13 protein-coding genes are annotated in these 11,813 nt (G+C 30.8%); 8 read left to right on the top strand and 5 right to left on the bottom strand.

What is annotated here, in order from left to right:
- Positions 1 to 40: 40 nt before the first annotated feature.
- The 3 genes from HM985_RS00285 to HM985_RS00275 all read left to right on the top strand — a co-directional run bounded on the left by HM985_RS00285 (position 41) and on the right by HM985_RS00275 (position 1,962).
- Positions 41 to 508, top strand: coding sequence for an OsmC family protein (locus tag HM985_RS00285; protein WP_179314640.1), 468 nt, complete (start codon positions 41 to 43; stop codon positions 506 to 508).
- Positions 509 to 753: 245 nt separating this feature from the next.
- Entirely contained in the window at positions 754 to 1,293 is a 540-nt protein-coding gene (locus tag HM985_RS00280) for a sigma-70 family RNA polymerase sigma factor (protein WP_179374316.1), read from the top strand.
- A 60-nt stretch (positions 1,294 to 1,353) separates the two neighbouring features.
- Entirely contained in the window at positions 1,354 to 1,962 is a 609-nt protein-coding gene (locus HM985_RS00275; RefSeq protein WP_179374315.1) for a DEAD/DEAH box helicase, read from the top strand.
- Positions 1,963 to 1,972: 10 nt separating this feature from the next.
- Here the strand turns inward: HM985_RS00275 and HM985_RS00270 are convergent, their stop codons facing one another.
- Positions 1,973 to 2,368, bottom strand: a complete 396-nt coding sequence (locus HM985_RS00270; protein WP_179374314.1) for a hypothetical protein — start codon at positions 2,366 to 2,368, stop codon at positions 1,973 to 1,975.
- A 117-nt stretch (positions 2,369 to 2,485) separates the two neighbouring features.
- On the opposite strand from HM985_RS00270, the gene HM985_RS00265 reads away from it, so the two are divergent.
- Positions 2,486 to 2,932 (top strand): Lrp/AsnC family transcriptional regulator, encoded by a 447-nt coding sequence (locus HM985_RS00265; protein WP_179374313.1) that lies wholly within the window; start codon positions 2,486 to 2,488, stop codon positions 2,930 to 2,932.
- Between the two features lie 2 nt (positions 2,933 to 2,934).
- Here HM985_RS00265 and HM985_RS00260 read toward each other — a convergent pair whose 3' ends face one another.
- Positions 2,935 to 3,909 carry a YpdA family putative bacillithiol disulfide reductase gene (locus tag HM985_RS00260; protein ID WP_179374312.1) on the bottom strand — a complete coding sequence of 325 codons (975 nt, stop codon included), beginning with the start codon at positions 3,907 to 3,909 and terminating at the stop codon, positions 2,935 to 2,937.
- A gap of 114 nt (positions 3,910 to 4,023) precedes the next feature.
- On the opposite strand from HM985_RS00260, the gene HM985_RS00255 reads away from it, so the two are divergent.
- Positions 4,024 to 4,632, top strand: a complete 609-nt coding sequence (locus HM985_RS00255) for a DUF1684 domain-containing protein (protein WP_179374311.1) — start codon at positions 4,024 to 4,026, stop codon at positions 4,630 to 4,632.
- 2 nt (positions 4,633 to 4,634) lie between these two features.
- Here HM985_RS00255 and HM985_RS00250 read toward each other — a convergent pair whose 3' ends face one another.
- The 3 genes from HM985_RS00250 to kdsA form a co-directional block, all read right to left on the bottom strand.
- Complete coding sequence (locus HM985_RS00250; RefSeq protein ID WP_179374310.1) at positions 4,635 to 5,099, bottom strand: GNAT family N-acetyltransferase; 465 nt, start codon at positions 5,097 to 5,099, stop codon at positions 4,635 to 4,637.
- A 3-nt stretch (positions 5,100 to 5,102) separates the two neighbouring features.
- A complete protein-coding gene (locus HM985_RS00245) occupies positions 5,103 to 5,957 on the bottom strand; it encodes a hypothetical protein (protein WP_179374309.1) in 855 nt (284 codons plus the stop codon).
- Positions 5,958 to 6,022: 65 nt separating this feature from the next.
- Entirely contained in the window at positions 6,023 to 6,841 is an 819-nt protein-coding gene (kdsA, locus tag HM985_RS00240) for a 3-deoxy-8-phosphooctulonate synthase (protein ID WP_179374926.1), read from the bottom strand.
- Between the two features lie 682 nt (positions 6,842 to 7,523).
- Between kdsA and typA the strand changes: the two genes are divergently transcribed.
- The 3 genes from typA (at position 7,524) to HM985_RS00225 (ending at position 11,803) form a co-directional block, all read left to right on the top strand.
- A complete protein-coding gene (gene typA / locus HM985_RS00235) occupies positions 7,524 to 9,320 on the top strand; it encodes a translational GTPase TypA (RefSeq protein ID WP_179374308.1) in 1,797 nt (598 codons plus the stop codon).
- A 126-nt stretch (positions 9,321 to 9,446) separates the two neighbouring features.
- A complete protein-coding gene (locus HM985_RS00230) occupies positions 9,447 to 10,892 on the top strand; it encodes an MBOAT family O-acyltransferase (RefSeq protein WP_179374307.1) in 1,446 nt (481 codons plus the stop codon).
- 2 nt (positions 10,893 to 10,894) lie between these two features.
- The gene (locus HM985_RS00225) at positions 10,895 to 11,803 is read left to right on the top strand and encodes a hypothetical protein (RefSeq protein ID WP_179374306.1); all 909 of its coding nucleotides are present in this window, start codon (positions 10,895 to 10,897) and stop codon (positions 11,801 to 11,803) included.
- The last annotated feature ends 10 nt before the right edge of the window (positions 11,804 to 11,813 follow it).

Genomic DNA, 11,813 nt, shown 5'->3' with positions numbered 1-11,813 from the left:
TATGAAACGCTTTTTTTTACATTCAAAATTAAAAATAGTTATGAAACATACTTTTAAAGCTTCAGTAAATTGGTCACTTAGTGATGGAGAAAGCACAATGAGTCCGAGAACATTTAGCAGGAATCATGATGTTTCAATTGTAAATAAAGTTTCACCATTACAAGTCTCTGCTGCAAAAATATTTAGAGGTGATGATTCATTATATAATCCTGAAGATTTATTATTGTCTGCATTAACATCTTGCCACATGATGTCTTATTTGTATGCCTGTGCACAGCATCAAATTGAAGTATTAAGTTATTTAGATAGGTCTGAAGGAGATTTAGAAGTAGAATCTTCGGGAAGCGGAAGTTTTAAAGTTGTAAGGCTAAAACCTGTTGTTACTATCAACAATGCAAACCAAAAAGAATTAGCGTTACAATTACATAAAAAAGCAAATGAACTTTGTTTTATCGCTAACTCGTGTAATTTTCCAATCTCTCATGAGGCAATAATATTGGTGAAGTAATTTAATTTGAAAAAATAATCACATCTTTTTGCATCTTTTTTAAAAGTTCTTCGTCTATTAAGTGAACATTAAAACATAATATTATGAAAGATAAAGAATGTACTTGCAACTGTGAAGGTTGCGCAAAAGGAGGGTGTCAAAATTGTACTTGTGAAAACTGTACATGTACAAATTGCAATTGTTAAATTATAATCAGTTCGGGTTCTAAATTTTGTACCCGAACTGATTTTAGTTAAATTTAAAGTATGACTACAAAAAGTGTTTGGGAAAGTTATTCTGGTGATATTCGACGTTTTATTTTAAGTAAAGTAAAAGACGTTGTGGTTACTGATGATATTTTGCAAGAGACATTTATTAAAGTTCATACTAAACTACATACTCTTAAGGATGAAACAAAGCTAAAACCTTGGTTGTTTTCAATTGCTAGATATACGATTCTAGATTATTTTAGAACTAACAAGCTAGCTATTACTGTTGAAGATTTAGAAATTGAATCAGAGCCTCTACCAAAAGGACATACAGAACAAGATTGCTTAAGGGGAATTTTAGTGAATTTACCAAAAAAATATAGAGATCCTTTGTTTCTATCAGATATTAAAGGTCTTAAGCAACAAGAGGTTGCTAACCAATTAAATTTATCTTTACCAACAGTGAAATCGCAAATTCAACGTGCAAGAAAGCAGATTGCACAAGGTTTTATGGACTGTTGTGGTTTTAAGATGAATGAAGATGGTCATTTGGTTGGAGAAATACAAGACAAAGCAGACTGTAAAGTTTGTCAATAATCGTACCTTTGAAGATTAATAGCAAAATAACTAATCAAGCTATTTTTATTACTTACTCAGATGTCTTTCAAAAAACTACACCCTTTATTAAAAGAATCCTTGGAAAATGAAGGATTTGAAACTTCAAATCCATTTCAGAAAAAAGTATTACCAACTTTAAAAGGTGGTGCGGATGCTTATATTATTGCGCCAAAAGGAAGTGGTAAAACTACAGCGCTTATTATAGCAACGATTCATAAACTAAAGGCAGAAGCTTTTGAAGATTCGCCAAGAGCTATTATTGTTGTTGAAAATAAGAAGGAAGCTTTACGTTTAAAAGAAGAGTTTGAAAGATTTACTAATACAACAGATTTAAGAGTGTATGCTTTGTATGATGAATACGATATTGAAAAGCAAAAAACAGAGGTATATTACGGACAAGATATTGTAATTGCAACTCCTGCTAGATTAAGTAAACTTTATTTTTTAAATGGAATTCATTTAGGTGAAGTACAGTTATTGGCTATTGAAGATGCTGACTATTTAGGCAGGCATAATGGTTATAATCATATTTTACGTTTATCTGAAAGTCTTAATAAATGTCAGTTTATAATTATGGCTGACGAAATGAATTCTAGAATTAAAAATTACCAGAATGCATTTATGAGTAATGCGCATCTTTTAAAATAGTAGTTATAATTTATAACGTCATCATCCAGTGACGTTGTAGTTTTCTAAATTTTCTTAATTCACCACGTAGAATAGGTAAGTAATCTTTACCATTACTATTTGATTTTTCTAATCGTCTACAATTGGTATATAATCGCGTGGTTAAACGATCTAGACTTTCTAGATGCCTATTCTTTTTATGGGAACATTTTTCAAGTTCCGCATTAATGATTTCAGGTGCAAGACTTGTGGATTGTTGAACGATATCTCCTGAGAAATAGATGTCATTATCCTCAGTACCATCTGCATTTAGATATGCTAAATCTTGATTAAGATAGGTAGAGATACTTCGCGAAAGCACAATAATATCCATGGCCTTTTGGTAAATAGGCAAATGAAATAAATGAGATGGTAAATTGTAGCTCATGATTTGTGTAGCAATTGTTACGAATTTAAGGACTATAATCTAAATTTAACTTTAGCTTTTAAAGCTAAGTTGTATATTTACTTTAGAAATGGTGTTATTTCTTAATATTTACTTTAGATGACTATAGATGATTTTAATTGGAAAATTTTAAAGTGTCTTCAACAAAACGCACGTATGTCTAATGCCGAAATAGGCAGAAGAGTTGGTATGACATCTCCAGCTGTTTCAGAGCGTATAAAAAAATTAGAAGATGCTGAAGTTATTCAAGGTTACACCACCTTTATATCTCCATTAGAGGTTGGCTATCAGCTTAAGGCCCTAATTACGTTAAGAGCATTTATGGGGATGCTTAAACCTTTTTTAGAAAAGGTAAAAACTTACGATGAGGTTGTTAATTGTTACCGAATTACAGGAAATGAAAATATTGTAATGGAGGTCGTTTTAAAAAATCAGAAACACTTAGAAATCTTTATCGATCAATTAATAAGTTATGGAGAAACTAAAACTCAGATTATTCTATCTCATGTTGTAAAATATAGTGAAGTAAAACCACCGACAAAATAAATCTATAAAGGTTTGGTTTCAATATCATCAACAATCATTTTGGCATGTATTCTAGAATTTTCTATAAACCATTTATGGGTTTCCATACCACCACAAATCACACCAGCTAAATAAAGCCCTTTTACATTTGTTTCCATGGTTTCAGAATTATAACTCGGAATGCGTTTTCCGTCTTTAGAAAACTCAATTCCGGCAGTATCTAATAATTCAAAATTAGGATGATAACCTGTTAAGGCAATAACATAATCGTTATCTAAAGTTTGTTTACTATTAGGTGTATTTATTATAACCTCTGTAGGTGTAATTTCTTTAATTTTAGAGTTAAAATAAGCTTTAATACTCCCTTCTTTAATTCGATTTAAAATATCTGGTTTTACCCAATATTTTACTCGTTCTCCAATGGATTCACCTCTAATGACCATGGTGACATTTCCGCCTTTTCTATAGATTTCTAATGCAGCATCTACAGAGGAGTTACTTGCACCAACGACAACCACATTCTGTAATGTAAAAGGATGTGCTTCTTTATAATAATGAAATACCTTAGGTAAATCTTCTCCAGGAATATTTAATAGATTAGGAATGTCATAAAAACCTGTTGCAATAATTACCTTTCGTACCTTATAATTATCTTTGTTAGATTGGATATTAAAACCATGCTCTGTTTTTTTTAAGGCTTCTACCTTTTCATACAGATTAATATTCAAAGCTTTTGAAGTCGTGACACGTCTATAGTATTCTAAAGCTTCGTTTCTTGTTGGCTTAGGGTTGTTGCTTATAAAAGGAATATCATCAATTTCTAATTTATCAGAAGTTGAAAAGAAGGTCATGTTCAATGGGTAGTTAAAAAGAGAATTGGTTAATGCTCCTTTTTCTAACACTAAATAATTCAGATTTCGTTTTTTACATTCCAGTGCACAAGCAATCCCTATGGGTCCAGCACCAATAATTAATACGTCTAAGTCAGGTTTTTTCATGGTGCTTAAAATTACAATTATTGCATAAGTTTATAAAATGTATGCTATTAAATATCTCTTAAAATATTAAGGACATTTTATATGTCGTATTTTTGAATTTTAAAAATAAGCCTTATGCGAATTTTAGTCGTTTTATTGACAATTATCTTACTTGCAAGCTGTGTTCAAAATAAAAAAAGGGTTGCAACAGATCTAACTCCATTTCAAAAAAAGATGAATGAAGATTTTAAAGACGCTTCAAAATCACCTTTAAAAAAGAAAGATATTAAAACGTTTGAAGGTCTAGATTTCTTTCCTTACGATTCTACGTTTTTAGTGCAAGCAGAATTAAAGCGAACGCCAAATACAGAATGGTTTCAAATGAAAACAACTACAGATCGCTTATCTAAAGAGCGTGTTTTTGGTATTGTAACTTTTGAAATAAAAGGGAAATCGTTTCAGTTAAACCTTTATCAAGGTGAAGAATTAATGCAAACAGAAGGTTTTGAAAACTATTTGTTTTTGCCATTTATGGATAATACTAATGGTTTTTTAAGCTATGGAGGTGGACGTTATATTGATTTAGATATACCAAAAGAGAATATAATTGAAATAGATTTTAACTCTGCTTACAATCCGTATTGTGCTTACGATGATAAGTTTTCCTGTCCAATTGTACCAAGTGCCAATTATATTGATTTAGAAATTAAAGCAGGTGTAAAGGTATTTGTAAAAGAAGAATAGAATTACATTTGTTTTTCTACAAGGTAATTTTCTAACATAACGCCTTTTAAGTTTTTCTTTAGTTTTTTGATAACGTTAAAATATTTGTTGTCAAAAAAAGGCAATGCTGTTTTGCTTACGTCTGATTTTATAATTTCAAAATCATTCATCATAACTTGAGATTCTATTATTCGTAGTAATTTAGAACCAATTCCTTGACGCTGAAAATCTTTATGAACAAATAAGCCCTCTATATAGTTTCCATTTTTTAAATAGGCAAAGCCAACAATATTATTGTCAATTTCTGCAATTATAAAATAGAATTTATTTATTCGTTTTTCCCATTCGTCAACGTTATCTGCTCCAGACGCCCAAACTGTAATTTGTTTCTCAGAATAATGTTTAGAATTAATGTGAGTAATTGTATTTCTAAAAATAGAAGTGATTTCAGGAATATCTTCTACTACTGCAGGTCTTATTTGTATCATATTTTATAATCTAAAGATGCTACCAAAAGAAACTACGCGCTGAAAAAAGTAAAAACTTTGTTCTGCATGGTCAGCTGTGTCACCTGTAGTTCTAATATCATTCATATTTATATAACCTCCTTTGGCATTTAATTGCACAAAAAAGTATTTGAGGAAGGTTAGGTTCACTCCAAGGTTTGCAGATAAACCATAACCTGCAAGATGAAACTCGTCATATCTATCTTTTTGTAATAATGTGGCATTTGTTTTAGGAAATAAGACACCACCACCAATACCTTCAGTTAAATTAACTTGAAATATATCCGTGTTATTTATACCAAATAGAGACGAAATATCATCGTATCTCGCAATTTCGGTATAGATGTAGTTTAGACCATCCGTATGTTCGAATTTTAAGAAATCTTCCGAAATAAATACGCTTTCATTATTAAAATCACCATTATAGATACTTCCAAGTTCGCTGTCAGGCAAGTCAATATAACCATTTACAGTTCTGTCTCTGTTTCTATTCATTACATATTTCATGTGGTCTAATCCCAAAGAAACGGTGTAATGATCAGAAATAAAATAACCCAATTTAGCATTGGTTTGAGGAATTGTCATCCTCGTAGGATTAACGTAATCGATATGCCAACCTTTTGGTTTGTCTTTGGCCGTAGCTTCGCTTATAGTGAAATCATAATTATCACCCTTAAAACGAATATCTGATTTAGAATATGCACCTCTATTTCCTCCCCAACTCACAAAGAATTTACCTTTATTTGATGTTGTGTATTTCAGTGTTTGTTCTGTCTGGCTATATACAATGGTGCAAAAAAGCGTGAATCCGATACTTAGGATTCTGTTAAAGTAGTTCATAAGAAATATCCGTAAAGGAACTAGTAGACGTCAGTCTTCCGGCGTACTTACAATAATTTATAAATTTATAATGAATTAATGGTTTTTCTAATCGCTACAAGATTAGTTAGAAGCCCTTCTAAATTATCTAGATGTAACATGTTGGCACCATCACTTTTTGCATTTGCAGGATCAAAATGTGTTTCGATAAATAAACCATCTACATTATTTACAATTCCAGCTCTAGCAATAGTTTCAATCATATCTGGTCTGCCGCCTGTAACACCAATACTTTGATTAGGTTGTTGTAATGAGTGGGTAACGTCTAAAACTGTTGGTGCAAATGCGCGCATCGTTGGGATGCCTCTAAAGTCTACGATCATATCTTGGTAGCCAAACATCGTTCCGCGATCTGTAATCCAAGCTTGTTCATTACCTGCATCTTTCACTTTTTGTACCGCATGCTTCATGGCTTCAGGACTCATAAATTGTCCTTTTTTCAAGTTGACCACTTTTCCTGTTTTTGCAGCAGCAACGACTAAGTCAGTTTGCCTTACTAAGAAAGCAGGAATTTGTAATACATCTACATATTCAGCAGCCATAGCAGCATCAGAAACTTCATGAATATCTGTAACAGTAGGAACACCAAATGTTTCAGAAACTTTTCTAAGAATTTTTAAAGCTTTTTCATCACCAATACCTGTAAAACTATCAATTCTACTTCTATTTGCTTTTTTAAAGCTCCCTTTAAATATGTAAGGAATTTCAAGTTTATCAGTAATTTTTATGACTTTTTCAGCGATGCGTAAAGCCATGTCTTCACCTTCTATGGCACAAGGTCCACATAGTAGAAAAAAATTATTAGAATCGGTATGTTTTAATTTTGGAATTGTGATCAAAGCTATAGACTTAAAAATTATTAGGCTGCAAAGATACAATTATGATTGTTGAATTTAATTGTGAATCCTATAATTTAGTTTTTAGATTTTTGTAATTGTTTAAAATGTCTTTCTCATACTGTTTCGAATTATCCAAAGTGACATAATAAAGTTGCTTAAAACAAAAAAACCACCATATAATAATAGTTTTTGCGAAGACTCTGTCCAATCGATAATATTAAGTAAATTGAAAAAATAAGCCAGTATTAAATAAGATGAAAGACATACAAAAATAATACCTAATGAAAAATTTAACTTTCTACTAGGTCTAATAAGCTGCCACACAAATGGAATACCAAATAATAAGATTGGATAAGCTGTTAGATTATTACTTTTATTAAAATCAATGAACCAATAAAATATCAGTGATAAAAAATAGAGATATGGAATAAGTTTAATGTATTTATTTAAAGATGTCATCTGTTTTGTTTTTAAAGGTGAAAATTGACGTTTTTACATTAATAATGTATTCTAATAAAAGTATTTTTTTTAAAAAATCAGGGCATTTATAGGTTTATAATTGAATTTGAAAATCAATTAATTACCTTAATATATGGCCTTAGTCGCTGTATAAGCAAAATTATAACACATTATTAATGGAAAAAGTAAATTATGATGTACATTTGCACGCTTAAAATCAGCACTAGTTATGACTAAGATTAAAAATATCGCAATTATTGCACACGTTGACCACGGAAAAACGACTTTGGTTGATAAGATCATGTACCATTGTCAATTATTTCGTGATAACGAAAACACAGGAGATTTAATCCTTGATAATAATGATTTAGAACGTGAAAGAGGAATTACTATTACTTCTAAGAACGTTTCTGTTATTTATAAAGACACTAAGATTAATATTATTGATACACCTGGTCACGCCGATTTCGGTGGTGAAGTAGAGCGTGTTTTAAATATGGCAGATGGTGTTGTGTTGTTAGTAGATGCTTTTGAAGGTCCTATGCCACAAACACGTTTTGTATTGCAAAAGGCAATTGACTTAGGTTTAAAGCCTTGTGTAGTTGTTAATAAAGTGGATAAAGAAAACTGTACTCCTGATGAAGTACATGAAAAAGTTTTCGATCTAATGTTTGAACTTGGTGCTGAAGAGTGGCAGTTAGATTTTCCAACAGTTTATGGTTCTGCAAAGAACAACTGGATGAGTGATGATTGGAGAAACGAAACTACAAATGTTGAACCATTATTAGATATGGTTATTGAGCATGTTCCAACACCTGTTTTTGATGAAGGAACAACTCAAATGTTAATTACATCTTTAGATTTCTCTTCTTTTACAGGTCGTATTGCGATTGGTAGATTACAAAGAGGAACCCTTGTAGAAGGACAACAAATAGCCCTTGTAAAAAGAGATGGTACTGTTACAAAAAGTAGAGTTAAAGAAGTCTTTATTTTTGAAGGATTAGGCCGTAAGAGAGTTCAAAGCGTTGAGACTGGAGATATCTGTGCACTTGTAGGTATTGAAGGTTTTGAGATTGGAGATACAATTTCAGATATAGATAATCCTGAAGGTTTAAAATCTATTGCTATAGATGAGCCTACAATGAGTATGTTATTTACAATTAACGATTCACCTTTCTTTGGTAAAGACGGTAAGTTTGTAACATCTCGTCATATTAAGGATCGTTTAGAAAGAGAATTAGAGAAAAACTTAGCGCTACGTTTAGGTGAAACTGAAACGGCAGATAAGTTTATGGTTTTTGGTCGTGGTGTATTACACTTATCGGTATTAATCGAAACGATGCGTCGTGAAGGATATGAATTACAAATTGGACAACCACAAGTAATCCTTAAAGAAATTGATGGTGTTAAATGTGAACCAATTGAAGAATTAACAATTGATCTTCCTGAAACGGTTTCTGGTAAAGCTGTAGAATTTGTAACAAAGCGTAAAGGTGAGTTATTAAGTATGGTTACTAAAGGAGAGCGTATGATTTGTGAGTTTATGATTCCTTCTCGTGGTATTATTGGTTTACGTAACCAATTATTAACAGCTACTGCAGGAGAAGCAATTATGGCACACCGTTTTAAAGAATACCAACCTTATAAAGGTGATATTCCTGGACGTATTTCTGGATCATTAATCTCTATGGAGAACGGAACAGCGATTCCTTATTCAATTGATAAATTACAAGATAGAGGTAAGTTCTTTGTTGAGCCAGGTGAAAACATCTATGAAGGTCAAGTAATTGGAGAGAACTCTCGTCAAGATGATATGTCTGTAAACATTACAAAAGCTAAAAAGCAGAGTAATGTACGTAGTTCTGGAGCAGATGATAAAGCTAAGATTGTACCAGCTATTAAATTCTCTTTAGAAGAAGCTTTAGAATATATTCAGAAAGATGAGTATGTAGAAGTTACACCTAATCACTTAAGATTACGTAAAATTTACTTAAAAGAAGCAGATCGTAAGCGTAACAAGTTTTAGATCAACGTTTTTTATAAATATTATTGAAAAGAGAGATGCTGTAAAGTATCTCTCTTTTTTTATTTATTAGTATTATAACGCAATCTATTTTATCTTACACCGATTTATTTCTATTAAAACAAATTAATGCTATTCAATTCCATAGATTTTGCAATTTTCCTTCCTATTGTATTTGTACTCTATTGGTTTGTTTTTAAAGCTTTAAAAAGTCAGAATGTATTATTATTAGTTGCTAGTTATGTGTTCTACGCATGGTGGGATTGGCGCTTTTTAGGCTTAATAATTCTAAGTACATGTATTGATTTTTGTTTTGGTTTAGCAATAGAGAAAACTTTAATAAAGCGTCATAAAAAATACCTGGTTACGTTGAGTGTTTTACTCAATTTAGGGATCCTTGGCTTCTTTAAATATTATAATTTTTTTATTGAAAATTTTAATGAAGCATTTATGCTTTTTGGAAGAGATATAGATCTTAATTACCTTAATATTATTTTACCCATTGGGATTAGTTTCTATACGTTTCAGACCATGAGCTATTCTATAGATATTTATCGAGATAAAATAAAGCCAACTAAAGATATTATTGCATTTGCCTCTTTTATCTGCTTCTTTCCACAATTAGTGGCTGGTCCTATTGAGAGAGCATCAAACTTTTTACCTCAAATACAGAAACGAAGAATTTTTAATTATGAAAAGGCAACCGATGGACTAAAACAGATTCTTTGGGGACTTTTTAAGAAAATGGTTATTGCAGATAATTGTGCATTTTTTGTAAATGATGTTTTTGAGAATTATGGCGATTACTCGGGAAGTACATTGTTTTTTGCTGCTTTTCTCTTTTCTATTCAGATCTATTGTGATTTTTCAGGATATTCAGATATTGCAATTGGTGTCTCAAGATTGTTTGGTTTTAATTTGAAGAAGAATTTTGCATATCCTTATTTTGCAAGAAACATAGCCGAATTTTGGAGGCATTGGCATATATCGTTAACCACTTGGTTTAAAGATTATTTTTACATTCCGATAGGAGGAAGTAGAGGAAGTAAATGGATGCAATTAAGAAATACCTTTGCCATTTTTATGGTTATTGGTTTATGGCATGGCGCACATTGGAAATTTGTTGTTTACGGATTAATAAATGCCTTACATTTTGTACCCTATATTATTAGAGGAAAGAACACAAAATACACTTCAATTGTTGCAGAGAATCGTTTGTTTCCTAATAAGAAAGAACTTTTTGGGATGTTTCATACCTTTTTGTTTTTAATTTTTGCTCGTATATTTTTTAGAGCAGACTCGTTAACTATTGCGGTAGATTATTTGAAGAATTTATTTTCTGTAACCTTGTTTCAATTGCCTCAGTTTTCAAGCAATAGTCAAGCTTTAGTATTGTTTATGCTAATCCTGTTGTCATTTGTTGTAGAATGGTTTGGGAGAGATAAAGAGCATGCGCTTGAAAACATATTTAATAAATCGAAACGATCTTATAGAGTAATGTTTTATTATACAATTGTATTTTTAATATTTTACTTTAATGGAGAAGAACAACAGTTTATCTACTTTCAATTCTAGGTATGAAAAAATTTATAAAACAGTTTTTAGCGTTCTTAATTCCTATTTTAATTCTTATTGTAATATTAGAAATAACTTTAAGACATATTCCCAATGATTATAGCTTTAAAAATTCTGAAATAGAATTGCAAAAGGATGATGTTAAAACCTTAATCTTAGGAAGTTCACACAGTATGTATGGTATGAATCCTGAATATTTCACGCAAAGCGCTTATAATTTGGGTCATGTTTCAGAAACCATAGATCTCGATTATCTAATGCTTAAAAAGTATATTAAAATATTACCAGAGTTAGAAACTGTAGTGCTAAGATTATCATATACGACTTTATACGAACAATTAGGTGTGGGAGCAGAAGCATGGCGATTAAAAGACTACAATCTGTATTATGATTTAAATGTCTCTAATAAATTAAAATATAAAAGTGAAGTTTTAAGTGTAAAGCTTAAAAATAACTTATCTCAACTTAAAGCATATTATTTAAATGATGAGAAAATGATAACCGTAAAAAAGTCGGGTTGGGCCTTTTTTGAAAATGAACATGCAAACGGAACAATAGATGATTTAGGATTATATGCGGCAAAAAAACATACAATAGCATCTGATGCTTTAGTCAATGAGAATATACTTTTTTTAGATAAGCTAGTTCAATTATGTGACGATAAAGGTGTCAAAGTCGTTCTCGTTACCTTACCTGCGTATAAAAGTTATAGGGATAATTTAAATGATTCTCAATTAGAAACGATTATTAACACAGGTAAAAAAATGAATAATAAGTATAAAAACTGTACTTATTATAATTTTATGGATGATGAAGCGTTTACCGCAGAGGATTTTTACGATGCAGATCACCTCAATAAAAAAGGATCTAAGAAATTTTCTTCACTCATTGATCGCTTAATTCAAAATTAGAATTATTTTT

Source organism: Winogradskyella wichelsiae, assembly GCF_013403925.1.
In the GTDB taxonomy this organism is placed as follows: domain Bacteria; phylum Bacteroidota; class Bacteroidia; order Flavobacteriales; family Flavobacteriaceae; genus Winogradskyella; species Winogradskyella wichelsiae.
This window is presented reverse-complemented; position numbering and strand designations above follow the sequence as displayed.